Origin of the sequence: Serratia sp. UGAL515B_01 (genome assembly GCF_033095805.1) — a bacterium.
Classification (GTDB): Bacteria; Pseudomonadota; Gammaproteobacteria; order Enterobacterales; family Enterobacteriaceae; genus Chania.
Window position 1 is genome coordinate 1240294 of sequence record NZ_CP109901.1, and the last position, 26469, is coordinate 1266762.

A 26469-nucleotide genomic window follows, 5' to 3' on the forward strand; every position below is an offset into this window, starting at 1 on the left:
CTACATTTAGTAGTCAGGGAAGGCATAAATAAAGAGGTAGGAGTATTTTGATGTGGTTAAAGGGACGGAAAAAACGCTGGGTGATAGGAGGAGTGGTTCTGCTCACGCTCTTCATTCTGTTTTATTGGCACTTTAGTCATCCCGCACCGGTTGAATTCAAGACGATCAAGGTCACAAAGCGTGAGTTGCAACAAAGCGTGTTGGCGACAGGCCAGTTGGATGCATTGCGCAAAGTAGACGTTGGGGCTCAGGTTAGTGGGCAACTGGAGAGCTTGAACGTTGAAATTGGCGATAAAGTGAAAAAAGGCCAACTGCTTGGCGTTATCGATCCTCAACAGGCGCTAAACAGCATTCGTGAAAGCGAAGCGACATTGCAGGAATTGCAGGCACGGTTGCAGCAGGCCAATGCGGAACGGCAGTTGGCAGCAGTAACGTTACAACGCAATCGTGAGCTGGCCCATTTACAGGCGCTAGCGCGTCAGGATCTGGATAAATACGCGACAGAACTGACGGTGAAACAAGCCCAAGTGGATACCATCAAGGCTCAAATCGCCAAAAACCAGGCCAGCCTGGATACTGCCAGGCTCAATCTCACCTATACCCGAATAGAAGCACCCATGGATGGTGATGTCGTTCAGATCACCACTTTGCAAGGCCAGACTGTGATCGCCGCGCAGCAAGCGCCTAACATTCTGACATTAGCAGATATGCATACGATGCTGGTGAAAGCCGAGGTTTCTGAAGCTGATGTTATCAATCTTAAACCAGGTCAGAAAGCCTGGTTTACCGTACTGGGGGACCCGGATAAACGTTTTGATGGTGTGCTGAAAGACATCCAACCAACGCCAGTGAAAATCAACAATGCCATTTTTTACTACGCGCGTTTTGAGGTGCCTAATCCTGAAGGTTTACTTCGCTTGCAAATGACTGCTCAAGTGCATATTCAACTTTCCGCTGTCAGAGATGCCTTAGTCATCCCGTTGGTTGCCTTAGGCGATCAGATTGCCGACGCTCGCTATCATGTTTCAGTGTTGAAGCAGGGCAAAGAAGAGAAACGAGAAGTCAATATTGGCATTCGTAACAATATTGATGTACAGATTCTCAGCGGATTGTCTGATGGAGAAGAAGTGATTATCAGCCGTGGCGGCGTGGAGAACAACTGATGGCGGCCTTGCTGGAATTGAGTGGGATAGGACGCTGTTATCTCTCTGGCGAACAGACAGTGGATGTGTTGAAAAATGTCAGTTTGCGCATTGATGCCGGTGAAATGGTGGCAATCATGGGGGCTTCGGGGTCGGGTAAATCCACGTTGATGAATATTCTCGGTTGTCTGGATAAACCCAGTACTGGGATATATCGCGTTGCTGGGCAGGATGTTGCGGCGCTTGATAGTAATGCGTTAGCTCAGCTCAGACGTGAGCATTTTGGTTTTATTTTTCAGCGTTATCATCTGCTCCCACATCTTAGTGCGGCCCATAATGTTGAGGTGCCTGCTGTTTACGCGGGGCTAAGTAAGGTGGCTCGGCGTGAAAGGGCAGTTGCACTGCTACAGCGTCTCGGGTTAGGGGAACGAACCGCGTATCGACCAAATCAGCTTTCCGGTGGGCAACAGCAGCGTGTAAGCATTGCACGAGCGTTGATGAACGGTGGTCAAGTGATCCTGGCAGATGAACCCACAGGCGCACTCGACAGCCATTCTGGTGGGGAGGTGATGAATATCCTCAAGCAACTGCGAGAGCAAGGGCATACCGTTATTATTGTGACCCATGATGCTGCAGTAGCACGTCAGGCTGAAAGAATTATCGAAATTCGTGATGGGGAAATTGTTGCCGATTCACGTCCGCCTATACAAACAAATCCCCAGTCAAAAAAATTGATACTGACAGTTCCATCGCCATCTTGGCGACAGGTTTCTGGGCGTTTTCGCGAGTCGTTGATTATGGCGTGGCGAGCAATGGCAGCCAACAAAATGCGTACTGCATTGACCATGTTGGGGATCGTTATTGGTATTGCTTCTGTAGTCTCTATTCTGGTTATTGGTGATGCGGCCAAACAGATGGTTCTTGCCGATATTAAGTCTATTGGTACCAATACCGTGGATGTTTTTCCTGGTAAAGATTTTGGTGACGATGATCCTACCCTTCGTCAGTCGTTGAAATACGGCGATCTGAGTGCGCTGAGTGAACAGCCTTATGTCAACGCGCTTTCACCAAACATTGGTAGCAGCATGCGCCTACGTTTTGGCAGCATTGATGTGGCGGCTAATGTATCTGGTGTCAACGCAGAGTATTTCCGGGTTTATGGCATGACATTTTCCCAAGGAAGAGGTATTGATACCAGGCAAGTGCAATCGCAAGCGCAGATTGCGGTGATTGATGCCAATACGCAACGCCGGTTATTCCCGCATCAGAGAGATGTGGTTGGTAAAGTGATCTTGGTTGGCAACATGCCCGCGACAGTGGTTGGTGTAGCGCAAATCAAGCCGTCGATGTTTGGCAGTAGCAATACGCTTAACGTGTGGGTGCCCTATACTACCATGGCCAACCGGTTGGTGGGGCACGACTATTTTGATTCTATTACCGTGCGTATTCGTGATGGATACAGCAGTCAGGAAGCGGAACAACAATTAACGCGTTTACTGACGTTGCTTCACGGTAAGAAAGATTTCTTCACCTATAACATGGATAGCCTAGTACAGACCGCGGAGAAAACTACTCGCACTTTGCAACTTTTCCTGACCTTGGTCGCTGTGATTTCGCTGGTGGTAGGAGGGATTGGGGTGATGAATATCATGCTGGTCTCGGTAACGGAACGAACACGTGAAATTGGCATTCGGATGGCGGTAGGAGCCCGTTCTAGCGATGTTCTACAGCAGTTCCTGATAGAGGCAATACTGGTTTGCCTGGTTGGGGGAGCGGTTGGAATTACCCTGTCGTTTGTTATTGGCTTACTGGCAGAGCTTGTGTTGCCCGGTTGGCAAATCAAATTTCCGCCTGCCGCATTGTTGAGTGCGTTCTTATGTTCAACAGGTATTGGTGTGGTATTTGGTTATCTACCAGCGCGAAATGCCGCACGGTTGAATCCTATCGACGCTTTGGCTCGTGAGTAAAACGATACGTTCCTAACGTAACTCAAAGTAAAATGGGATACTGATAATGGCGCACAGACAAATAAAATGCCGGCCGTTATACGGCAGGCATTTTTAACATGGATTGATACCCGTTGTCCTTCAAGCTATTGCTGCTCGTTCAGTCCTCCACCTACACACTTGACGTGACCCGGATATAGATAATGGCCTTTCGCAGCGTCTAGGCTAACACCTCGCTTTCCAGCGGCAGAATAAGACTTGCATGGTTGCCTTTCGGTCCTTGATGCACGTCAAACCTGACTTGTTGACCCGCTTTCAACGTTCTGTAACCATCCATCTTGATTGTCGAATAATGGGCGAAGATATCTTCGCCGCCAGCTTCAGGGCAAATAAAACCGAAACCTTTTGCGTTATTAAACCATTTAACAGTACCCGTCTCCATGCTTCTAGATCCCTCGCAGCGCCATTTTTAGATGAGATGAATAACTGATTCTGAAGAGTAGGCTGGTTAAAAGACCAGCAGCCTACAAAATTACACTGTAGAGCAATTGATCATCACGTCAAGGGATCTGCTTTTCACAGTACCGATCAGTTAACTAAAGTTTGAAGCAGTTAACGCTATTGAGATTATTTGGTAACAAATTATGGCAGATTGAATGATGGATATTCGATTTACACTGCGGCTAACTGGATGAGAAGATGATAAAATGATCGTGGTAATCCGCATTGTATAACCTGAATGTGACCCCATGTACGGGGCATTGCAGAGAAGATGAGCAGCGATGGGCAAGACTAATGATTGGCTAAATGTTGAGCACTTGGTTAAAGAAAAGCAAATCGATGAGGTAAAACCGCCATCAATGTATAAAGTTATACTTAATAACGACGATTATACACCGATGGAATTTGTGATTGACGTCCTACAAAAGTTCTTTTCTTATGATGTTGAACGTGCAACGCAACTGATGCTCACGGTCCACTATAAAGGCAAAGCTATCTGTGGTGTTTTCACTGCCGAGGTGGCAGAAACCAAGGTAGTCTACGTGAATCGCTACGCAAGGGAGAATGAGCATCCGTTGCTCTGTACGCTAGAAAAAGCCTGAAAAAGGTAATCTATTGGGGAGGTGCCTATGCTCAATCAAGAACTGGAACTCAGTCTCAACATGGCTTTCGCCAGGGCGCGTGAGCACAGACATGAGTTTATGACCGTGGAGCACCTGTTGCTGGCATTACTCAGCAACCCTGCCGCGCGAGAAGCGCTTGAGGCATGTACGGTGGATCTGGCGGCGTTACGTCAGGAACTGGAAGCCTTTATTGAACAGACTACGCCTATGCTGCCTGCGAGTGAGGATGAGCGTGACACTCAGCCTACGCTTAGCTTCCAGCGTGTATTGCAGCGTGCGGTGTTCCATGTGCAATCATCGGGCCGTAACGAAGTCAGCGGTGCCAATGTGTTGGTCGCGATCTTCAGCGAACAGGAGTCGCAAGCGGCTTATTTGTTACGCAAACACGACGTAAGCCGCCTTGATGTGGTGAACTTCATTTCACATGGTACACGTAAAGATGAGCCGGGACAGGCGCAAAATACGGAAAACCCGGTAAACGAAGAGCAATCTGGAGGGGAAGACCGTATGGAAAACTTCACCACCAACCTGAATCAACTTGCTCGCGTGGGGGGTATCGACCCACTGATTGGCCGTGACCGTGAACTTGAGCGTACTATTCAAGTGCTATGCCGTCGCCGTAAAAACAACCCGTTATTGGTAGGTGAGTCTGGCGTAGGTAAAACCGCGATTGCCGAAGGGTTAGCTTGGCGTATTGTGCAAGGCGATGTGCCAGAGGTAATGTCAGATTGTACAATCTACTCTCTGGATATAGGTTCTCTGCTGGCCGGTACTAAATATCGCGGCGATTTTGAGAAGCGTTTCAAGGCATTGCTGAAACAGCTGGAGCAGGATCACAACAGCATTCTGTTTATTGACGAAATCCACACTATTATCGGTGCTGGAGCGGCTTCTGGTGGTCAAGTCGATGCTGCTAACCTGATTAAGCCGTTGTTGTCCAGCGGCAAGATCCGTGTGATCGGTTCTACCACCTATCAGGAGTTCAGCAGTATTTTCGAAAAGGATCGTGCATTAGCACGCCGTTTCCAGAAAATAGACATTATCGAACCAACGCCGGAAGAGACCATCCAGATCATTAATGGTCTGAAAACTAAATACGAGGCGCATCACGATGTTCGCTATACTGCGAAAGCAATCCGTGCTGCGGTGGAGCTTTCGGTAAAATATATCAATGACCGCCATCTGCCGGACAAGGCGATAGATGTGATCGATGAAGCTGGTGCCCGCAGCCGTTTGTTGCCACTGAACAAGCGCAAGAAGACGGTCAATGTGTCAGACATCGAATCTGTGGTTGCACGTATTGCACGTATCCCGGAAAAAACAGTCTCTGCCAGCGATCGCGATGTGTTAAGAAGTCTGGGCGATCGTCTGAAAATGCTGGTATTCGGCCAAGATCCGGCGATAGAAGCGCTGACGGAAGCGATCAAAATGAGTCGTGCAGGCCTTGGCCAAGATCGCAAGCCTGTAGGGTCTTTCCTGTTTGCTGGACCAACAGGGGTTGGGAAAACTGAAGTAACGGTTCAATTGGCGAAGGCGCTGGATATCCAGCTGTTGCGGTTTGATATGTCTGAATATATGGAGCGCCATACTGTTAGCCGTTTGATAGGTGCCCCTCCGGGTTACGTTGGTTACGATCAAGGGGGATTGCTGACTGATGCGGTGATTAAACATCCCCATGCCGTGGTACTGTTGGATGAGATTGAGAAAGCGCATCCTGATGTGTTCAACCTGCTGTTGCAGGTTATGGACAATGGGACACTGACTGACAATAATGGCCGTAAAGCAGATTTCCGTAACATTATCCTGGTGATGACGACTAACGCAGGGGTTCGTGAAACTGAACGTAAATCGATTGGCCTGATTGAACAGGACAACAGTATTGATGCGATGGAAGAGATCAAGAAAGTGTTTACGCCAGAATTCCGTAACCGTCTGGACAACATTATCTGGTTTAAACCACTCTCTACTGCGGTGATCCAGCAAGTTGTCGATAAATTTATCGTTGAACTGCAGGCTCAGTTGGATGCGAAAGGGGTATCTCTGGAAGTTAGCCATGAAGCGCGTGATTGGCTGTCCGTTAAAGGCTATGACCGTGCGATGGGGGCACGCCCAATGGCTCGTGTCATGCAAGAGAGTTTGAAAAAACCACTAGCCAACGAATTGCTATTCGGTTCCTTGGTTGATGGCGGTTCGGTGAAAGTCGAGCTTGATAAAGAAACCAAACAGTTGACTTACCACTTCCTTAGCGCTCAGAAGCGTAAAGCTGATGAGGGAGCCGTTCACTAAGTGGTAACCCACTGACAAAAAAGCGATGCAGAAGCATCGCTTTTTTTATGGGGTAAATTGTATTGTAGAGAGCAAATATTCGAGCCCTCTCGGTTTACCCGCGCCAAAAAACTCAATGTTGAACGCTGCGGCGGCGGTAAACGGAAAGGGCTCTTGAGGGATCACATCCTCGATGTTGCCAATAGTTGGCAACGGGTGAGCCTATTAGCGACTACGGAAGACAATGCGGCCTTTGCTCAGGTCGTACGGGGTCAGCTCTACAGTGACTTTGTCACCCGTCAGGATGCGGATATAGTTTTTACGCATTTTACCGGAGATATGAGCGGTTACCACGTGCCCGTTTTCCAATTCAACGCGGAACATGGTGTTTGGCAACGTATCAAGAACGGTGCCCTGCATTTCAATATTGTCTTCTTTGGCCATCGAATCCTCTAGGTGTAACTACCTTAGTTTTTAACCGGCAAGATAATGCCGAAAAACCCACATTATGTAAAGAAGTGTCGGTGAACAATGCACCGTTTCCACAAAATTAGTTTGTTGGGGAGGGTGGTTCAACCTGCTGTGGGGGTATAACTTGCGGCAACCAGCACTCCTGCGCTAAAGTTTTGCGCTGAAGGTTGCTCAGTCGCTGCAAAAATTGGCTACGGGGAATTTCCCTTGCTCCAAGCCGGGCAGTGTGAGCGTTAAGCACCTGACAGTCAATCAATTCCCCGCCATAACTAGCAAAATGGTGACAAAAGGCCATCAAGGCACATTTTGATGCATTGGTGGTGCGGCTGAACATAGACTCGCCACAGAACAGCGCACCCTGAATAATCCCATATAAACCGCCAACAAGTTCTTCCCCTCGCCATACTTCAACGGAATGTGCGTACCCCATACGATGCAGCTGTAAATAGGCATGCTGTATGTCTTCACCGATCCAGGTGCCTTCATCGGGACGCTGTGCGCAAGCGTTTATCACTGCTGCAAAATCATGATTGAGAGTGATCCGAAAAGGGGCTCCACGCAGGAAACGCTTAAGGCTGCGGCTAGCATGATATTCGTGTGGAACAAGCACCGCACGCGGATCCGGTGACCACCACAAAATTTCTTCCCCAGGGGAGTACCATGGGAAGATCCCGCAGGCATATGCGGTCAACAAACGTGAAGGTGTCAGATCTCCCCCTATCGCTAGTAAGCCATTAGGATCGCTCAGGGCGGCTTCTGGTGAGGGAAAGGTGACAGATGTTGGAGACAGCCTAACAATGTGCATAAAACCCCTTAACGTAGCTTACAAGCTGTTTTGCACCCATACACACGTTATTTCACGATACAGGCTGTGATCTTCTAATGTTGCGGGTTATCTGAGCGATGCTGGTTTGACATGGCCAACACGCTGGCGGAAATGCGCATAGCGGCCTTGCTGAACCATCAGTTTGGCGTGGCTTCCTTGTTCGACGACATTACCACCGTCCATAACGCAGATGCGGTCAAAATTCTCCAGCCCATATAAGCGGTGGGTGATCAGAATCAATGTTTTGTCACGGCAATGACTACGCAATAGCGTCAGGATCTGCTGTTCTGTTTCGGCATCAAGCCCTTCTGTGGGTTCATCGAGTAATACTAACGGAGCTGAGTGCAATAAAGCTCGAGCGATGCCCAAACGGCGTTGTTCACCGCCGGACAGTTGACGGCCACCTTCACCTAACCAAGCGTTCAATCCCTCGTTTTCCAATAGCTTATCCAGCCCTACCTGCTGTAGGACACTGTTTAGTTTTTCATCGGTAGCTTTGGGGCTGGCGATACGCAGATTCTCACGTAGCGTAGTGCTGAAGATATGCACTCGCTGGCTGACTACGGTAGTCATGGCTCGCAACGTTGATTCATCATAAGCGTTCAATGCTTTGCCATTAAGCCGAATTTCGCCACTGTCTGGATCCCATGCACGGGTTAATAGCTGCAACAGGGTCGACTTACCACATCCCGTACGGCCCAAGAGGGCGATATGCTCACCAGCGGCGATATCCAGCACAACCTTTTGTAATACTGGCAGTGCTTGCTCTGGATAGGTAAAGGTGACTTCACTTATCTGCAATGATGCACTTTGTTGTGCCGCTGGCCCGGTAGTTGGGAAAGCCACCTCTGGTTGCTGCTCAATGATCTGTTTGACTCTCTTTGCGGAAGCGATCACCTGACCTAGATGTTGAAAAGCCCCTGCAACAGGCATCATGGCTTCAAAAGAAGCAAGGGCAGCAAATGCGAACAAGGCGATAAGCGCACCGGGTTGAGTATTGCCCCCAATAGCTGCTGCAGCAAGCCATAGCAGTAGCGTTACGGTGAGACCGCTAGCAGTGATCATCAATGCTAAGGCGATCCCACTCAATGACGCTTGCTGCCATTGACGGCGTTGCCAGTATCGTTCGGCAGCGTTGAGTTTCTGGCGGAAATCACCCAGTGCACCAAAAACAACCAATTCTGCTTGTCCTTGCAGCCAGGAAGTGAGTTCCGTGCGGTATCGACTACGTAGCAGGGTGAGTTCTTCCCCTATCGGCTTACCTGCGCGATAAAAAGCAGGGGGTATCACTAACAGCAACAGCAATAGAATACCGCCCAGCGTTAGCGCCAGCGGACCATCCAGAAAGCTCAAACCAAAGGTGACAACCATAATCACCACAGCAGCGCTGGCCATTGGCGAGATAACGCGTAAATAGAGATGATCGAGCGTATCGACATCGGCAACCAGGCGGTTCAGTAATTCAGCTTGACGAAAACGCGCAATACCGCCCGGCGTTAATGGCAGAATCTTCTGGAAGGTAAAAACGCGCAGATGCGACAGTATACGGAACGTAGCATCATGGCTGACGACACGCTCGGCGTAACGACCGGCAGTACGGAAAATTGCTGCGCCACGAACGCCTGCAGCTGGCAGCATGTAGTTAAAGGTTGCTAAGCCTGCTAGCCCTGCCAATGAGGAAGCGGCAAGAAACCAACCCGATAAGGCCAGCAAACCGATACTGGCCAGCAATGTGATGATCGCCAGGGTGATACCCAACAGGATCAAAAAAGAGTGGCGGCGGTATAACGCCAGAAATGGTAGCAAAACGTGCATGATTATAGCTCCTCTCTGCGGTGTGCTAGCAGATTGGCAAACAGACCGGGTTGTGTGCTAAGCGTGGCATAATTGCCTTGCTGGACGAGCTTTCCTCTATTCATCACCCAAATCTGGTCATAGTCTTCCGTATCTTCCAACTGGTGCGTAACCAACAATGTGGTCTGCTGATGAGATGCTGCATTTAACGCCTGCATCACCAGTTGTTCACTGTGTGCATCTAGACTTGCAGCGGGTTCATCCAATAACAGTAATCGGCGAGGGCTGAGCAAAGCTCGTGCTACCGCCACCCGCTGTGCCTGCCCTACGGAAAGCCGTGCGGCACCGTCACCCAAATCGGTATCCAACCCGTCTGGCAAATATGGCAGAAATTCCGTGACGTAAGCCTGTTCAAGCGCTTGTTTTAATTGAACCTCACTAGCATTTGGGTAGCCGAGCAGGATATTGTCCCGCAATGTTTGTGCAGGCAGATGCGGGTTTTGTCCTACCCAACCCAGTTGCTCACGCCAGCCAGGAGCGGCTAGGTCACGTAGTTCCGTTCCATTAATCTGCAACGAACCACGGTAGGGCAGAAAACCGAGCAACAGGTTCAACAGTGAACTTTTTCCAGCTCCGCTAAGCCCGACCAGAGCAATCCGCTGATTGGCTGGTAAAGTAAAATCAAGCGGCCCTGCAAGTACGGCCCCGTTGGGTGAGAGGATTTCTAAGCCTTGTGCCCGTATGGTTAGCGGCGCTTCGATATCCAGTGATTGCGTGCCATTCCCAACGCATTCTCCTTCAGCCGTTAAAAATGTTTCCAGCGCTTCGGCAGCCCCAATGGCCTGCGCTTTAGCGTGATAAAAAGCACCCAAATCGCGTAATGGTTGGAAGAATTCCGGCGCCAGGATCAGTACCAGAAAACCAGAGAACAGCGTTATGCCGGTACCGTAACTACCAAAATTCAGTTCACCAAGATAGGAGAAACCAAAATAGACCGCGACAACGGCAATGGAAATGGAAGCGAAGAATTCCAGTACAGCGGAGGAGAGAAAAGCCATACGCAGGACTTCCATAGTGCGCTGACGGAAGTCCTCTGAAGATTTGGCAATGTGTTGGGTTTCTGTTTCCCCTCGGTTGAACAGGCGCAATGTTTCCAGCCCGCGTAAACGATCAAGAAAATTGCCACTGAGGCGCGCCAGTGCAACAAAATTACGTCGATTGGCGTCCGCTGCGCCCATACCAACCAAAGCCATGAACAGAGGGATCAATGGCGCGGTAGCCAGTAGAATAAACCCGGCGGCCCAGTTAATTGGGAATAGAGTGATCAGTATCAGCACTGGAATAAAAACGGCCAAGTACATTTGTGGAAGATAGCGCGAATAATAATCCTGCATATCTTCAATCTGTTCAATAATGATACTTGCCCAACTGCCCGCGGGTTTTCCTCGAACCCATGCAGGACCTAACTGCTGTAGTTTATCCAATATCTGTTCTCGCATGCGTTGGCGTATGACTTGTCCGCAAATGAAGCCAACGTGTTCGCGTAACCAGCTTAGCAATGCGCGTAATGCAAAGGTGGCTGCGAGCCAAATAAACGATGGGATAAGCGCATCACGAGGTTGATGTTCAATAATCAGTGCATGGAGTAAGAAGGCTAGCAGCCATGCTTGTACGATGATTGAAATACCGCTTGCCAGGCCTAACAGCATGGATAAGCGCAGCCAACGGTGCGCTAACGTGCTCTGTGTTTTGAGCCAACGGGTTAACTGGTGCTGTCTGGTTTTTTTCATCAGGTAGTCTGCGTCGCCGATGCTTGTCAAAACAAGCTAGGTTAACGTACTGTTAAATAACGTTTGCTTCATCCCGAAGCAAGACAAGTGAACGCTAATGTTACCCCGACACTCTATAGACTTAAAATAAATATCCTGTACGACCGGTGCAATCATGCACTGTTTGCGGCCAATTTACCGTAGATAATTCAGTGGGCTAGTTCGTTATCGCTCAGGTATTGACCGTGCGAATGTTCTCAATTGGTCGTTAGTGGCCTCTATCTGCGAGCAATAAAGCGACAACAAGGCGGCTGAATAGAGCCGCCTTGTTGAGATTTTACTAAGGGTTTATTGAGCCGTTGTTTGTGCGATGCCGTCAAGATAGCGCTCAGCATCCAGTGCAGCCATACAACCTGAGCCGGCAGAGGTAATGGCCTGACGATAAATGTGGTCCATAACATCGCCAGCAGCGAACACTCCCGGGATGCTGGTTTGTGTCGCGTTACCTTGGATGCCGGAATTAACCCTAATATAGCCGTTTTCCAGTTCAAGCTGATTGCCGAAGATGGATGTGTTTGGACTGTGCCCGATAGCAATGAATACACCAGCAACAGCCAACTCTTCAGTTTTGTTCTCATCTTTGGTGCTGCGCACACGAACACCTGTTACACCCATCTGGTCACCCAAAACTTCATCCAACGTGTTGTCGGTGTGTAGAACAATGTTACCGTTCTTCACTTTTTCCATGAGACGATTGATGAGAATTTTTTCCGAACGGAAACTATCACGGCGGTGGATTAGGTGGACTTCAGAGGCAATGTTGGACAGGTAGAGTGCTTCTTCCACAGCAGTATTACCGCCACCGACCACAGCGACCTTCTGGTTGCGATAGAAGAAACCGTCACAGGTTGCGCAGGCTGAAACTCCTTTGCCTTTGAACGCCTCTTCAGATGGCAAACCTAAATAACGTGCTGACGCACCGGTTGCAATAATCAGTGCATCACAGCTGTATTCGCCGCTATCACCAAACAGGCGAAATGGACGATTTTGCAAGTCGGCACTGTTGATATGATCAAAAACGATCTCGGTGTTAAATTTTTCTGCGTGCTCACGCATACGTTCCATCAATGCCGGGCCTGTCAAACCTTCAGCGTCCCCCGGCCAATTTTCGACGTCGGTAGTTGTGGTCAACTGACCACCTTGTTCCATACCGGTGATCAACACCGGATTGAGGTTGGCGCGTGCTGCGTAAACTGCCGCAGTGTAGCCCGCTGGGCCAGAACCCAGAATCAATAACTTGCTATGTTTAACCGTGCCCATGAATAGCCTCTTTTTCCAGAATGGCGGACAATGTCGACGATTGTAGGGAAAATGCAGTAGTAAAAAAAGTATCTGAGAGCGTTGTAAACGATTTGTTTGATAATTGCCGCCTATTAATTTCTTACTCTTTGGCAATAACAAATGCGAGAAACAAGTGGGCTTAGACTAGAGAGTTGTTTAGTCAGTGCCTTTCTCGCAGCACACGAACGCTACTGATGGCCATTTGAGTGCAAGGCAAAGCGTGAGATTGAGTGGCACCAGTAAACGGCGAATAACGCAGCAATACTCAATGATTTCAACCGCCCGGTGGAAATACCCGCCAGTTTAATGATGGATTTTTGGATCTACTTCACCATCATAGGCACTTAATTGACATAGATTAACGTAGATTATGCAGCTAATGGATATTTTTTATTATGCAGATTTCTGGATAAAAAACAGGCACTAATATTTTTTGACGGTACGTTCTACTGATTTTACTTCTTTTACTTTGACAATCCGCTGTGCATTTGCGAAAACATCATGTGAAGAAGAAATTATACCTATGTCAGTAACAAGCCAATTGAATGTATTTACAACGACGAGGTTGAAGATAGTCTCAAACTATAAGGTGAATACGTGGTTAGTGATTGGCAGCGGTTAATTTATTTCTTAACAAAAACATCACTTGAATTCGTTGGACAAGGAGGATATACCCAAGCTATTTCAAGAAGCAGACAGGCGGCGAATGAAAGGGATTACGATGAGCTTATCGGCGTCACGTAATTCAAAAATCTGCTTGGAGCAGGTTTGAACATTGCTGAATCTTGAAAGACCACGGGTATGAGACAGACGAGACAACGGTGGATAATGGTAGTGAACAAGGACTAGGGCGGCTGACATCACACCGCGTAGATGGTCGCCTAATAATATTGATATCGCGTCTTCGCTTGGAACAATCCTTTGCACATTGACTTTGGCTGGGGTGTGCAAGTGCAGGGAAGAACATAAGAGAGGCAATATAATGATAGACACTAAAAAACGCCCGGGTAAAGACCTCGATCGTATTGATCGTAACATCCTCAATGAGTTGCAAAAGGATGGACGAATATCGAACGTCGAGCTTTCAAAGCGAGTAGGTTTATCTCCAACTCCATGCTTAGAGCGTGTTCGCCGTCTGGAGCGCCAAGGCTTTATTCATGGTTATACCGCATTGCTCAACCCACATTATCTTGATGCTTCTTTACTGGTTTTCGTGGAAATTACGCTCAACCGTGGTGCACCAGATGTATTTGAGCAATTCAACTCGGCAGTGCAGAAACTTGAAGAGATTCAAGAATGTCATCTGGTTTCCGGCGATTTCGACTACTTGTTGAAAACCCGCGTACCTGATATGTCTGCCTACCGTAAATTGTTAGGTGAGACTTTGCTGCGTTTGCCGGGGGTTAACGACACACGGACTTACGTCGTAATGGAAGAAGTGAAACAGAGTAACCGTTTGGTAATTAAAACACGGTAAGGTATGGTGCAAAACCCGAATAAATCCGTTACACTCCTGTTCATTCATACAGTCTCAGCGCCGGGGCAGAACCTCGGCGCTGTCACCATATCAGCTAACTGAAACCTGGAGTGCCTTTTTTGAGCCAGGAATATACAGAAGATAAAGAAGTAACCCTGAAGAAACTCAGTAGTGGGCGCCGTTTGCTCGAAGCTGTGTTGATCGTGATCTCCATTTTTGCTATTTACCTGATCATTGCACTCGTCAGTTTTGATCCCTCTGACCCTGGTTGGTCGCAAACTGCCTGGCATGAGCCTATCCATAACTGGGGAGGTACGCTGGGAGCCTGGCTGGCCGACACACTGTTTTTCACCTTTGGTGTTCTGGCGTACGCTATACCTCCGATCATACTGATTCTTTGCTGGACGAGTTATCGTCAGCGTGAAAAGAGCGATTATATTGATTATTTTGCGCTTGCATTGCGCCTGATAGGGACATTTGCACTGGTTCTCACTTCCTGCGGACTTGCGGCATTGAACGTTGATGATCTGTATTATTTTGCTTCTGGTGGAGTGATCGGCAGCTTACTCAGTAACGCTATGCTGCCATGGTTCAATGGTACAGGGGCTACTTTGGCATTGCTTTGCGTTTGGGGTGCCGGAGTTACGTTGTTTACCGGTTGGTCATGGCTAGTGATTGCGGAAAAAATCGGTGGTGTCGTGCTGGGTGTAGTTACCTTTATGACTAATCGCTCACGTCACGATGAACGTTATCGTGATGACGACGACACGCTGATTGATGAACCCGAAATAAAGGGCAAAGAGGCAGTTTTTGATCTATCTGCGGTTGATGTCGCTGATGATGACGTCCTGTTTTCTGCACCTTCCGTCTCTGAAACGGCAAGCGAAGCTGTGCAAGATACAGCAGACCCACAGCTAAGCGGTTTACGTGCCAGTAACGATGAGTCTCCTATTGTTAAATACGCACCAGCTTCCGCTGATAGCACAAAGGTGTTCAACAAGGTATCTGCTCCGGAGTCAGTAAACGTTGAGTCTGTTACACCCGCTTCTGTCAACCAGCACCCATTGCCCTCTGTTTCAGAGCATCGTTCGCTACCGCTGTACTCTTTTGAAATCCCTGAAGAAACGCCAGTATCAAACACACCTCGTCAGGTGGATACTTACGTCAATGAAGCTGAACCAGGTTTGGGGGATTGGCAAGATACACCTGCTTTGCCACGAGAACGTGCATCGTTTGATTTTTCTTCTGCCGAGCGTGATAACGACGATGCAAGCCCTTTCAAGGGCTTAACTGCCAGCGATACGGTTTCTACCTTTGAGGCTGTAAAGCCCCCCTCAGCTTCTTCTGCTGCTGGTACGGTGAGCAATGCCTTCATGCCTGCGTTTACAGCGATCAGCGATAGTCATTCTCAGATCAAACAAGGCATTGGCCCGGAATTGCCACGCCCAAATCCTGTGCGTATTCCTACTCGCCGTGAGCTAGCATCCTATGGCATCAAGTTACCTTCTCAGCGTAATGTCGAACAAAAACTACGTAATCGCTGTGATGGGTTTCATCCAGAGGCTGTTGACCATTCATTGGATGATAAAGCTCTCCAGGAAGCAGCATTGTCCCATGCCTTTGCTGAGCAACAAAGCGAGCGCTATGGTGAAGATTATCTTCAGGATGATGAAGATAGTCTCCAGGTAGCTGCGCTTGAACGGGAGTTTGCCGAACAACAGCAAGCTCGGTATGGGGAAGATGCTAAACTTGAGAAGACATCGCCTTCCCATTCTGTCGATACGGAAAAGGTCTTCAGTTTATCACCAATGGCAGATTTGGTTGACGATGGTCCCAAAGAACCTTTGTTCACGCTCTCCCAGCAGCTTGAAGATAGTATTGAGCAGGAAAGCGAGCGGGAGGATGATGTACCGTTCGGCCATTTGGAACCTGAAGTGTCCGCTTACCAGGCACCTCGTCCCCAAGTTCAGCAAGCGTCTGTTTACACACCGCAACAGCAACCTTATCAGCAGCTGGTGCAAGATAAACCCACCGCACCAGTGATGGACAGTTTGATCCATCCATTTCTGATGCGTAACGATTTGCCTTTGCAGAAACCGACTACACCGTTGCCTACATTGGACCTGTTGAGTGAGGCTCCAAAAGAAATTGAACCTGTCGATATGTTTGCGCTGGAGCAAAAAGCACGATTGGTAGAAGCCAGTCTGGCAGACTATCGAGTTAAGGCTGATGTGATTGATATTCTGCCTGGCCCAGTAATTACCCGTTTTGAACTTGACTTGGCGCCTGGCGTTAAGGCTGCGCGCATTTCCAACCTGTCGCGCGATCTGGCTCGTTCATTATCAACATCAGCTGTTCGCGTAGTGGAAGTTATCCCCGGAAAGCCTTACGTAGGGTTGGAATTGCCGAATACCAAACGCCAAACGGTGTATTTACGCGAAGTCCTGGATTGTCCGGCGTTCCGTGATAATACTTCGCCGCTGGCAATTGTGTTGGGCAAAGATATTTCTGGCCAACCTGTTGTCGCCGATCTGGCTAAAATGCCGCATCTGTTGGTCGCTGGTACTACGGGGTCGGGTAAGTCGGTTGGTGTCAACGCGATGATCCTGAGTATTTTGTATAAAGCTACGCCGAAAGAAGTGCGCTTTATCATGATCGACCCGAAAATGCTGGAGCTGTCGGTTTATGAAGGTATCCCGCATCTGTTGACTGATGTGGTTACCGACATGAAAGACGCAGCTAACGCTTTGCGGTGGTGTGTGGCCGAGATGGAGCGCCGTTATAAGCTGATGTCTGCGTTAGGGGTACGTAATCTGGCAGGCTATAACGAACGAGTTGACCAGGCTGATGCGATGGGGCGGCCGATCCCAGATCCGTTCTGGAAGCCGACTGACAGCATGAACATCACGCCTCCCGTGTTGGAGAAAGAACCCTACATCGTGGTGATGGTCGATGAGTTTGCCGATTTGATCATGACGGTGGGCAAAAAGGTTGAAGAGCTGATCGCTCGTCTGGCACAGAAGGCGCGTGCCGCAGGGATCCATCTGGTATTGGCCACCCAGCGTCCATCAGTGGATGTCATTACCGGTTTGATCAAGGCGAATATACCAACGCGGATAGCTTTTACCGTATCCAGTAAAATTGACTCTCGAACTATTCTCGATCAAGGTGGTGCCGAGTCGCTGTTGGGTATGGGGGATATGCTGTATTTGGCACCGAATTCCTCTATTCCTGTGCGGGTGCACGGCGCTTTTGTTCGCGATCAGGAAGTTCATGCGGTAGTTAAAGATTGGAAAGCGCGTGAGCGGCCACAATATAAAGACGGCATCCTCAGTGCAACTGAAGAGGGGGAAGGCGGTAGTGGTGGCTTTGATGGCGATGAAGAGCTGGATCCGTTGTTCGATCAAGCAGTCGAGTTTGTGGTGGATAAACGCCGAGCCTCGATCTCCGGCGTACAGCGCCAGTTCCGTATCGGTTATAACCGTGCGGCCCGTATTATCGAGCAGATGGAAGCGCAAGGTATTGTCAGTGAACAGGGGCATAACGGCAACCGTGAAGTACTTGCGCCACCACGCACCGATTGACCCATTATTGAGCATTTATAGAAATAAGGGCCGCTTTGCGGCCCTTATGCAAAGAAGCGTAAACCCTTGCTTTTATCAGAATATTGCTCTAGCTGTTGGCTTATTGCTTCATGTAAAGTGCCGTAAGTTAAAGGTAAAATGAGGCCGTAAGGTATCGCTTTGCGGCAAATGTATTTCATAAGGTGCCTGGAATAATGAAAAAACTGTTAGTTGCCTGTTGTCTGCTTTCGGGATTCGCGTCTACCGCAGTGCTGGCGGATGCCGCTCAAGATTTGCAAAGTCGCTTGGCGAAAGTAAACAGTTTCCATGCCAGTTTCTCCCAATCTGTTACCGGCAGTGATGGCGCAGCGGTGCAGCAAGGGGAAGGCGAATTGTGGGTAAAAAGACCTAACCTGTTCAACTGGCACATGACTTCTCCAGATGAGAGTGTGCTGGTTTCCGATGGTGAAACCCTATGGTTCTTTAATCCGTTTGTTGAACAGGTTACAGCAACTTGGCTGAAGAATGCCACCGGTAATACGCCTTTCATGCTGATCACGCGTAATAATTCCAATGACTGGAAACAGTACCACGTCAAGCAGAAAGGCGATGACTTTGAACTGACGCCAAAAGCAAGCAGCGGTAATCTCAAACAGTTCGCGATAACTGTCACCAATAGCGGCACAATAAAGAGTTTTACTGCGGTTGAACAGGACGGCCAACGTAGTGACTATCAGTTGAAAAGCCAGCAAAATGCCAGTATCGACGCGGCTAAATTCAAATTCACCCCGCCGAAGGGGGTAACGCTGGACGACCAGCGCCAGTGAGGTTTTTGTGAGTAACATGTCGCTCGATTTTTCCCGTAATGAATTCCAGCCGTTAGCCGCGCGTATGCGGCCAACAACGCTGGCACAATATGTCGGCCAGCAGCACTTGCTGGCACCCGGTAAGCCTCTGCCACGTGCCATCGAAGCCGGACAATTGCATTCGATGATCTTGTGGGGGCCACCGGGAACGGGGAAAACGACGCTGGCGGAGCTGATTGGCCGTTATGGTCAGGCTGATGTTGAAAGGATCTCAGCGGTAACTTCAGGCATCAAGGAGATCCGCGAAGCGATTGAGCGCGCACGGCAAAACCGTGATGCTGGCCGCCGCACCATTCTGTTTGTTGATGAAGTACACCGTTTCAACAAAAGTCAACAGGATGCCTTTCTGCCGCACATTGAAGATGGCACTATTACCTTTATTGGCGCAACGACAGAAAACCCTTCCTTTGAGTTGAACTCGGCATTGCTTTCGCGGGCCAGAGTTTATCTGTTAAAAGCACTCACGGCAGAAGATATTGCTCTGGTAGTTGACCAGGCAATGCAAGACGTTGAGCGTGGCTTTGGTAGTCAGAATATAGCCTTGCCGCCAGAAACCCGACGTATGTTGGCTGAGCTGGTGGGCGGCGATGCGCGCCGGGCGTTGAACAGCCTTGAGATGATGGCCGATATGGCTGAAATCGATAGTAAGGGAATGCGTGTACTTACTACAGAATTGCTGAAAGAGGTCTCCGGTGAGCGTAGCGCGCGTTTTGACAACAAAGGGGATCGCTATTACGACTTGATTTCCGCACTGCATAAATCGGTGCGTGGTTCGGCCCCAGATGCTGCGCTTTATTGGTATGCGCGTATCATTACTGCGGGTGGCGATCCCTTGTACGTCGCACGCCGTTTGTTGGCTATTGCATCCGAAGATGTCGGTAATGCCGATCCACGGGCTATGCAAGTTGCTATCGCCGCCTGGGATTGCTTCACCCGGGTCGGGCCTGCTGAAGGAGAACGTGCTATTGCCCAGGCGATCGTCTATTTGGCTTGTGCGCCAAAGAGTAATGCCGTTTATACCGCTTTTAAAGCTGCAATGCGGGATGCTAAAGAAATGGCGGATTACGACGTACCTGAGCACTTGCGCAATGCTCCAACTAAACTGATGAAAGAAATGGGGTTGGGGGACGAATACCGTTATGCCCATGATGAACCCAATGGCTACGCGGCCGGAGAAAGTTATTTCCCGCCTGAAATGGCCGCGACACGCTACTATCATCCAACCTCGCGTGGGCTGGAAGGTAAAATCGGTGAAAAGTTGGCATGGCTCGCTGAGCAGGATCAAAATAGCCAGACAAAACGCTACCGCTAGCGTTGCCGTTGCGGTAAGGTTACCGAGTATTACACTTCTTTTATGCGGTTTTAAATTTTGCCGTGTAGAACAATAATTTCTCTTTCAATAACAACAAGCACAGGATTAGCATGCTCGATCCCAATCTGCTGCGTAATGAGCTAGACGCAGTCGCCGTAAAACTGGCTCGCAGAGGCTTTAAACTCGATCTGGAACTGCTGCGTTCACAAGAAGAACGTCGCAAGGTTCTGCAGGTAGAAACTGAGACATTGCAGGCAGAGCGTAACTCCCGATCAAAATCCATCGGCGCAGCGAAAGCGCGCGGCGAAGATATCGAGCCACTGCGTCGCGAAGTGAACGAACTGGGTGAAAAGCTGGATGTTGCCAAAGCTGCGCTGGAACATCTGCAGAACGAAATCCGCGATTATGCCTTGGCCCTGCCAAACCTACCGGATGATGCGGTTCCTGATGGTAAAGATGACAGTGAAAATCTGGAAGTTAGCCGTTGGGGTGAACCGCGTCACTACGACTTCCCGGTGCGTGACCATGTTGAACTGGGTGAAATGGCCGGTGGTCTCGATTTTGCTGCTGCAGTGAAGCTGACTGGTGCGCGTTTTGTCGTTATGAAAGGGCAGATCGCTCGTATGCATCGCGCATTGTCCCAATTTATGCTGGATCTGCACACCGAGAAACATGGTTATCTGGAAACCTATGTCCCGTACCTGGTAAACCATGCAACACTGTATGGTACTGGCCAGTTGCCGAAGTTTGGTGAAGATTTGTTCCACACCAAACCGTTGGAAGAGGAATCGGAAAGCAGCAACTATGCGCTGATCCCAACTGCTGAAGTGCCTGTCACCAACCTGGTGCGGGATGAGATCCTGGATGAAGACGATTTGCCGTTGCGCATGACTGCGCATACACCATGCTTCCGTTCTGAAGCTGGTTCTTATGGGCGGGACACTCGTGGCCTTATCCGGATGCACCAGTTTGATAAAGTTGAGATGGTGCAGATTGTTCGTCCGGAAGACTCTATGAATGCTTTGGAAGAACTGACCGGTCACGCTGAGAAGGTATTGCAGTTGCTCAATCTACCTTATCGTAAAGTGCTGTTGTGCACCGGTGATATGGGGTTTGGTGCATGCAAAACCTACGATTTGGAAGTTTGGTTGCCAGCGCAGAATACCTACCGTGAAATTTCTTCATGCTCCAACATGTGGGATTTCCAGGCTCGTCGCATGCAGGCGCGTTGCCGCAGCAAGACCGAGAAAAAGCCACGTTTGGTTCATACGTTGAATGGTTCTGGTTTGGCCGTTGGCCGTACACTGGTTGCAGTGTTGGAGAACTACCAGCAGGCCGATGGCCGCGTTCAGGTACCGGAAGTGTTGCGTGCTTATATGGGTGGTCTAGAGTACATTGGTTAGCTCGCAACAAAAGCTTTATTGAAAGCGCCTACGTGCGCTTCATACTGCTGACAAAGTCCTGGCCTTACGGTCAGGGCTTTGAGCTAATAAGGGCAGTGCAAAAAATGGACTGCCCTTATTAGCTCAAAGAACCCTCCCCCCTGTTAGTGTCCAGCATATAGGTATTGTTCACAGGTCAAATCGTCCTTCGTTGCTGACAACGTCCTCACGCTCCGCCATAAAGTCCTGAACGGCCTTTTCAAGCTGCGTGAATGAGCCCCAGGTCGGGCGGACGGGACGCAGGATGATGCTGTCCCCTTCCCGGAAGATCTCCAGCTCACTCCCTCAAAATCCAGATCGCGGGGCAGACGTATGGTGCGGTTATTACCGTTTTTAAAAATCGATACGGTTCTCATGCATTTCTCCTTGCCGAACGGCCTTTTGTGTATATGTTAAGTATATGCAGATGTCCGGCAGATGGATATTTATAGCATATGCAATGCTCTTTCTTATCTAACGCAGATTGTTATACATATTGTGCGATCGTTCATCGACCAGCAATTGACTTTTTTATCGCCAGTGGCATGATGCGCGCACTTTCTTCGTACGTTCGGTTCCATTTCATTATGTCCCCATATTCGCGCCCAGTGCTTTTATTGCTCTGCGGTTTGTTGTTTCTTACGGTTTCCATTGCCGTACTGAACACGTTAGTCCCTTTATGGTTAACCCATGCTCAATTACTTACCTGGCAAGTGGGAGTCGTCAGCTCTTCCTACTTTAGCGGGAATCTGGTGGGTACAGTCGTAGCGGGTAAGTTGATCAACCGTATTGGTTTTACCCGCAGCTACCACCTGGCGTGTTTGCTTTTTGCTCTGGCCACTATTGGCATGGGGCTTTCCTTGGATTTCTGGAGTTGGATAGGCTGGCGCTTCTTTGCTGGGGTCGGGTGTGCTTGGATTTGGGTGATCGTCGAAAGTGCCCTGCTGCGCAGCGGCAATCGGAACAACCGTGGTCAACTGTTGGCGGCGTATATGATGGTCTACTATCTGGGGACCGTCGCAGGCCAACTGCTGTTAGGCATGGTTTCCACCGAATTGTTGCATGTGTTGCCCTGGGTTGCGGCTATTGTGATGGCCGCCATGTTGCCGATGCTGTTTGTGCGAGTGAACCATCAAGAAGATGAATCTCAGAAAGCCACGGTTTGGTTGATGCTCAAACGCCGTTGTGCAAGGTTGGGGATCAACGGTTGTATCATATCGGGTATTATACTTGGTTCGCTGTATGGGCTGATGCCGCTTTATCTAGCCCACCAAGGGATGAGCGATGCTAAAATCGGATATTGGATGGCATTATTGGTCAGTTCGGGCATTGCTGGCCAGTGGCCGGTAGGGCGTGTGGCAGATCGCTATGGTCGCTTGTTGGTGCTGCGTATCCAGGTTTCTGTGCTTATCCTTGCCAGCATTGCCATGATGGGTAACTACGCGATGGCTTCTGCGTTGTTCATTCTTGGCTGTGCGGGTTTTACTCTATATCCGGTAGCGATGTCTTGGGCTTGTGAAAAGGTGTTACCGCATGAGTTGGTTGCCATGAATCAGACATTATTGATGAGTTACACTATCGGTAGTCTGTTGGGGCCGTCGATGACGTCGCTGTTGATGCAAAACTATTCCGATCGTCTTCTGTTTGTGGTGATTGCGGGGGTGGCGCTGGTCTATCTGGTGATGTTATTAAGAAACTCCGATCGCTATCACACGCCTTTGGCCGCTGCCTGAGTTATATAAACCCGGCAGTGGTGTTTCGCCGGGTTTGCTGAGTATCTTAATAGATAACTTTGTGACCGTAACTCTCAAGGATCCCTTTAACGCGATCCATCGTGTCGGTTTTGGGAGGATGCACGCCATCCAGTTTGTACTCTTCTCCCATTGCTACCCATTTATGCTTACCCAACTCATGATAAGGCAGTAGCTCGATCTTCTCGATATTTGTCATGTCTTTGGTGAATTCACCGAGCATATGTGCTGATTGATCATCATCTGACCAACCCGGAACCACAACATAGCGGATCCAAGTGCGTTGATTGCGCTTTGCCAGATAGCGTGCAAATTCTAGCGTCCGGTGGTTGGAAACACCGACCAGATTCTGGTGAATGCCATCATTCATCTGTTTCAGGTCTAGCATGACCAAATCGGTGGTATCCAACAGTTCGTCGATAACGGGATCGTAACGGCGCACAAAACCATTGGTATCGAGACAGGTGTGGATACCTTCTGCGTGACAGGCGCGGAACCAGTCGCGCACGAACTCTGCCTGAAGGATCGCTTCCCCCCCTGACGCGGTTACACCGCCACCGGAAGCATTCATAAAGTGGCGGTAAGCAACGGCGTCAGTCATCAGTTCTTCGACAGTGACTTCTTTACCACCATGTGTATCCCAGGTATCTCGATTATGGCAATACAGGCAACGCATCAGGCAGCCCTGGAAGAAAACAATAAAGCGAATACCAGGGCCATCAACGGTGCCACAGGATTCGAAAGAATGAATGCGACCTTTTACAGACATTGCGGGGTATTCTCCAATACTGACTGTCAACGCAGTCTAAAATAGGCTTATAACCGACAGACAGAAATCAGCGATGCAGCAGCTGGCAGGCTCAGCACCGGGTTGAACGATTCCTGTTGGCTGGATATGACGCCGGAAAACTGTTTTGACGGATATCACTGCAGTATATACCTTTCAACTTGCAAGCATCATTGTTACCTTTACGCTCACATGCGGTGAGCAGTGATACCTGGCAAAACAGACTCAGGGTAAAAGCCAGGTCTGGTTAATAAAAAGGCCGGAATATCCGGCCTTGGCATTAATACTCTCAGTGCATTAGAAGATTAGATCGACTGAGTGAAAGTACGAGTAATCACGTCTTGTTGCTGCTCTTTAGTCAACGCATTAAAACGCACTGCATAACCGGATACACGAATAGTCAACTGAGGATATTTCTCAGGATGATCCATCGCATCCAGCAGCATTTCACGGTTCATCACGTTAACGTTCAGGTGCTGACCGCCTTCGATCGATGCTTCATGATGGAAGTAACCATCCATCAGACCAGCCAAGTTAGCTTTACGTACATCGTCATCTTTACCTAACGCGTTAGGTACGATGGAGAAGGTGTAAGAGATACCGTCTTTTGCATAGGCAAAGGGGAGTTTGGCGACGGAGGTCAGTGATGCTACCGCACCCTTCTGGTCACGACCATGCATTGGGTTGGCACCTGGGCCAAATGGCGCACCGGCACGACGGCCATCAGGGGTGTTACCGGTTTTCTTACCGTAAACCACGTTAGAAGTGATCGTCAGAACCGATTGGGTAGGCACCGCGTTACGATAAGTGTGCAGTTTCTGAATTTTCTTCATGAAACGTTCTACCAGGTCACATGCGATGTCATCAACGCGAGCATCATTGTTACCAAACTGCGGATATTCACCTTCGATTTTGAAGTCGATTGCCAAACCGTCTTCGTCACGAATAGTAGATACTTTGGCGTATTTGATTGCAGACAATGAGTCAGCTGCAACCGATAGACCAGCGATACCACAGGCCATGGTACGGTAAACATCACGGTCATGCAGCGCCATCAGTGCAGCTTCATAGCTGTACTTGTCGTGCATGTAGTGAATGATATTCAGCGCAGTTACATACTGCTTGGCCAGCCAATCCATAAAGTGATCCATGCGTTCCATGACTTTGTCATAGTCCAGCACTTCATCCATCATTGGCGCTTCTTTTGGGCCAACCTGCAGTTTCAGTTTTTCGTCAACACCGCCGTTGATGGCATACAACATGGTTTTCGCCAAGTTGGCACGCGCACCGAAGAACTGCATTTGTTTGCCAACAATCATCGGGCTGACGCAACAGGCGATGGCATAGTCATCGTTGTTGAAGTCTGGGCGCATCAGATCGTCGTTTTCATACTGCACGGATGAGGTGTCTATGGACACTTTCGCTGCGTATTTTTTGAAGTTCAACGGCAGTTTTTCAGACCACAGAATGGTCATGTTCGGTTCTGGTGATGGCCCCATGGTGTACAGGGTATTCAAAAAACGGAAGCTGTTTTTAGTGACCAGCGTACGCCCATCAACACCCATACCAGCCAGTGATTCCGTTGCCCAGATAGGGTCACCAGAGAATAACTCATCATATTCTGGGGTACGCAGGAAACGGACCATACGCAGTTTCATCACCAGATGGTCAATCAGTTCCTGAGCCTGTTCTTCGGTCAGTTTACCTGCTTTGATATCGCGTTCGATGAATACGTCAAGGAAGGTTGATACGCGACCAAAGGACATTGCAGCGCCATTCTGAGACTTAACCGCAGCCAGATAACCAAAGTAGGTCCACTGTACGGCTTCCTGAGCCGTTTTAGCCGGGCTAGAAATGTCGTAACCATATTTGGCCGCCATTTCTTTAATTTGACCCAATGCACGATGCTGCTCAGCAATTTCTTCGCGCAATTGGATAGTCATCTCCAAGTCTTCACCGTTTTCCAGTTTGGTCTGCAGTGACTTGAACTGGTTCAGTTTGTCGGCCATCAGGAAATCAATGCCGTACAGAGCAACACGGCGATAGTCGCCAATGATACGGCCACGGCCATAAGCATCTGGCAAACCGGTTAAAACGCCGGATTTACGGCAGTTTAGAATATCTTTGGTATAAACATCGAATACGCCCTGATTGTGGGTCTTACGGTATTCGGTGAAGACTTTTTTTACCTGTGGATCCAGTTCACGGCCATAGACCTTACATGAACCTTCTACCATTTTAATGCCGCCGAATGGGATCAGGGCACGTTTCAGTGGTGCTTCAGTCTGTAAACCAACGATAGTTTCCAGATCTTTGTTGATATAGCCTGCATCGTGGGAGATAACGGTAGAAACAACGTTAGTATCGAAATCAACCGGCGCATGGGTACGGTTTTCCAGTTTGATCCCTTCCATAACCTTGTCCCACAAGGTAGTTGTGGCTTGAGTAGCGCCAGCCAGGAAGGATTCGTCACCCTCGTAAGGCGTGTAGTTTTTCTGGATGAAGTCACGAACATTGACCTCTTTCTGCCAGTCACCTTCATTGAAACCTTGCCAAGCTGTTGCTAACTTCTCGTTGAGTTCGGTCATTATACACCTACCTTCTAATGTGGATT

Annotated in this window: 18 protein-coding genes and 1 pseudogene; 10 read left to right on the forward strand and 9 right to left on the reverse strand. The window is 49.1% G+C overall.

The features are described 5' to 3' along the window. The first annotated feature begins 50 nt into the window (after positions 1–50). Both macA and macB read left to right on the forward strand, forming a co-directional pair. Positions 51–1163: a macrolide transporter subunit MacA gene (gene macA / locus OK023_RS05775; protein ID WP_317695789.1), complete on the forward strand. Its 1113-nt coding sequence runs from the start codon at positions 51–53 to the stop codon at positions 1161–1163. Next, positions 1163–3109, forward strand: a complete 1947-nt coding sequence (gene macB, locus OK023_RS05780) for a macrolide ABC transporter ATP-binding protein/permease MacB (protein ID WP_317695791.1) — start codon at positions 1163–1165, stop codon at positions 3107–3109. Before macA ends, macB begins: the two co-directional genes overlap by 1 nt. Before the next feature lie 199 nt (positions 3110–3308). On the opposite strand, the gene cspD is transcribed toward macB, so the two are convergent. Beyond that, positions 3309–3530, reverse strand: a complete 222-nt coding sequence (cspD, locus tag OK023_RS05785; RefSeq protein WP_317695793.1) for a cold shock-like protein CspD — start codon at positions 3528–3530, stop codon at positions 3309–3311. Between the two features lie 340 nt (positions 3531–3870). On the opposite strand from cspD, the gene clpS reads away from it, so the two are divergent. Both clpS and clpA read left to right on the forward strand, forming a co-directional pair. Then, on the forward strand, positions 3871–4191 hold the full coding sequence (gene clpS, locus OK023_RS05790) for an ATP-dependent Clp protease adapter ClpS (protein WP_317695795.1): 321 nt from the start codon (positions 3871–3873) through the stop codon (positions 4189–4191). A 27-nt stretch (positions 4192–4218) separates the two neighbouring features. Next, positions 4219–6498, forward strand: coding sequence for an ATP-dependent Clp protease ATP-binding subunit ClpA (gene clpA / locus OK023_RS05795; protein ID WP_317695797.1), 2280 nt, complete (start codon positions 4219–4221; stop codon positions 6496–6498). Positions 6499–6702: 204 nt separating this feature from the next. On the opposite strand, the gene infA is transcribed toward clpA, so the two are convergent. The 5 genes from infA to trxB form a co-directional block, all read right to left on the reverse strand. Beyond that, entirely contained in the window at positions 6703–6921 is a 219-nt protein-coding gene (gene infA / locus OK023_RS05800; RefSeq protein ID WP_002211347.1) for a translation initiation factor IF-1, read from the reverse strand. A gap of 106 nt (positions 6922–7027) precedes the next feature. After that, positions 7028–7753, reverse strand: coding sequence for a leucyl/phenylalanyl-tRNA--protein transferase (gene aat, locus OK023_RS05805; RefSeq protein WP_317695803.1), 726 nt, complete (start codon positions 7751–7753; stop codon positions 7028–7030). An 87-nt stretch (positions 7754–7840) separates the two neighbouring features. Continuing rightward, the gene (gene cydC / locus OK023_RS05810; RefSeq protein ID WP_317695805.1) at positions 7841–9589 is read right to left on the reverse strand and encodes a heme ABC transporter ATP-binding protein/permease CydC; all 1749 of its coding nucleotides are present in this window, start codon (positions 9587–9589) and stop codon (positions 7841–7843) included. A 2-nt stretch (positions 9590–9591) separates the two neighbouring features. Continuing rightward, positions 9592–11358 (reverse strand): heme ABC transporter permease/ATP-binding protein CydD, encoded by a 1767-nt coding sequence (cydD, locus tag OK023_RS05815; protein ID WP_317695807.1) that lies wholly within the window; start codon positions 11356–11358, stop codon positions 9592–9594. A 327-nt stretch (positions 11359–11685) separates the two neighbouring features. Then, positions 11686–12657, reverse strand: a complete 972-nt coding sequence (gene trxB / locus OK023_RS05820) for a thioredoxin-disulfide reductase (RefSeq protein ID WP_317695809.1) — start codon at positions 12655–12657, stop codon at positions 11686–11688. A gap of 1003 nt (positions 12658–13660) precedes the next feature. Between trxB and lrp the strand changes: the two genes are divergently transcribed. The 5 genes from lrp (at position 13661) to serS (ending at position 21299) form a co-directional block, all read left to right on the forward strand. Then, positions 13661–14155, forward strand: a complete 495-nt coding sequence (gene lrp / locus OK023_RS05825; RefSeq protein WP_317695811.1) for a leucine-responsive transcriptional regulator Lrp — start codon at positions 13661–13663, stop codon at positions 14153–14155. Positions 14156–14274: 119 nt separating this feature from the next. Beyond that, positions 14275–17739 carry a DNA translocase FtsK 4TM domain-containing protein gene (locus tag OK023_RS05830; protein WP_317695813.1) on the forward strand — a complete coding sequence of 1155 codons (3465 nt, stop codon included), beginning with the start codon at positions 14275–14277 and terminating at the stop codon, positions 17737–17739. Positions 17740–17933: 194 nt separating this feature from the next. Beyond that, complete coding sequence (lolA, locus tag OK023_RS05835; RefSeq protein ID WP_317695815.1) at positions 17934–18545, forward strand: outer membrane lipoprotein chaperone LolA; 612 nt, start codon at positions 17934–17936, stop codon at positions 18543–18545. Between the two features lie 7 nt (positions 18546–18552). Then, positions 18553–19896: a replication-associated recombination protein A gene (locus OK023_RS05840; RefSeq protein WP_317695817.1), complete on the forward strand. Its 1344-nt coding sequence runs from the start codon at positions 18553–18555 to the stop codon at positions 19894–19896. Positions 19897–20006: 110 nt separating this feature from the next. Continuing rightward, positions 20007–21299, forward strand: a complete 1293-nt coding sequence (serS, locus tag OK023_RS05845; RefSeq protein WP_317695819.1) for a serine--tRNA ligase — start codon at positions 20007–20009, stop codon at positions 21297–21299. A gap of 168 nt (positions 21300–21467) precedes the next feature. Here the strand turns inward: serS and vapB are convergent. Further along, positions 21468–21694: pseudogene (vapB, locus tag OK023_RS05850) on the reverse strand (type II toxin-antitoxin system VapB family antitoxin). 210 nt (positions 21695–21904) lie between these two features. On the opposite strand from vapB, the gene OK023_RS05855 reads away from it, so the two are divergent. Next, positions 21905–23050, forward strand: coding sequence for an MFS transporter (locus tag OK023_RS05855; protein WP_317695821.1), 1146 nt, complete (start codon positions 21905–21907; stop codon positions 23048–23050). Between the two features lie 46 nt (positions 23051–23096). Here the strand turns inward: OK023_RS05855 and pflA are convergent, their stop codons facing one another. Both pflA and pflB read right to left on the reverse strand, forming a co-directional pair. Further along, positions 23097–23837 (reverse strand): pyruvate formate lyase 1-activating protein, encoded by a 741-nt coding sequence (gene pflA, locus OK023_RS05860; protein ID WP_317695823.1) that lies wholly within the window; start codon positions 23835–23837, stop codon positions 23097–23099. Positions 23838–24160: 323 nt separating this feature from the next. Beyond that, a complete protein-coding gene (gene pflB / locus OK023_RS05865; RefSeq protein ID WP_317695825.1) occupies positions 24161–26443 on the reverse strand; it encodes a formate C-acetyltransferase in 2283 nt (760 codons plus the stop codon). Positions 26444–26469 lie beyond the last annotated feature (26 nt).

Excerpts from the sequence above, each read along its gene's own strand:
- macA (WP_317695789.1), top strand. The coding sequence starts at position 51 with ATGTGGTTAAAGGGACGGAAAAAACGCTGGGTGATAGGAGGAGTGGTT.
- macB (WP_317695791.1), top strand. The coding sequence starts at position 1,163 with ATGGCGGCCTTGCTGGAATTGAGTGGGATAGGACGCTGTTATCTCTCT.
- cspD (WP_317695793.1), bottom strand. The coding sequence starts at position 3,530 with ATGGAGACGGGTACTGTTAAATGGTTTAATAACGCAAAAGGTTTCGGT.
- clpS (WP_317695795.1), top strand. The coding sequence starts at position 3,871 with ATGGGCAAGACTAATGATTGGCTAAATGTTGAGCACTTGGTTAAAGAA.
- clpA (WP_317695797.1), top strand. The coding sequence starts at position 4,219 with ATGCTCAATCAAGAACTGGAACTCAGTCTCAACATGGCTTTCGCCAGG.
- infA (WP_002211347.1), bottom strand. The coding sequence starts at position 6,921 with ATGGCCAAAGAAGACAATATTGAAATGCAGGGCACCGTTCTTGATACG.
- aat (WP_317695803.1), bottom strand. The coding sequence starts at position 7,753 with ATGCACATTGTTAGGCTGTCTCCAACATCTGTCACCTTTCCCTCACCA.
- cydC (WP_317695805.1), bottom strand. The coding sequence starts at position 9,589 with ATGCACGTTTTGCTACCATTTCTGGCGTTATACCGCCGCCACTCTTTT.
- cydD (WP_317695807.1), bottom strand. The coding sequence starts at position 11,358 with ATGAAAAAAACCAGACAGCACCAGTTAACCCGTTGGCTCAAAACACAG.
- trxB (WP_317695809.1), bottom strand. The coding sequence starts at position 12,657 with ATGGGCACGGTTAAACATAGCAAGTTATTGATTCTGGGTTCTGGCCCA.
- lrp (WP_317695811.1), top strand. The coding sequence starts at position 13,661 with ATGATAGACACTAAAAAACGCCCGGGTAAAGACCTCGATCGTATTGAT.
- lolA (WP_317695815.1), top strand. The coding sequence starts at position 17,934 with ATGAAAAAACTGTTAGTTGCCTGTTGTCTGCTTTCGGGATTCGCGTCT.
- serS (WP_317695819.1), top strand. The coding sequence starts at position 20,007 with ATGCTCGATCCCAATCTGCTGCGTAATGAGCTAGACGCAGTCGCCGTA.
- OK023_RS05855 (WP_317695821.1), top strand. The coding sequence starts at position 21,905 with ATGTCCCCATATTCGCGCCCAGTGCTTTTATTGCTCTGCGGTTTGTTG.
- pflA (WP_317695823.1), bottom strand. The coding sequence starts at position 23,837 with ATGTCTGTAAAAGGTCGCATTCATTCTTTCGAATCCTGTGGCACCGTT.
- pflB (WP_317695825.1), bottom strand. The coding sequence starts at position 26,443 with ATGACCGAACTCAACGAGAAGTTAGCAACAGCTTGGCAAGGTTTCAAT.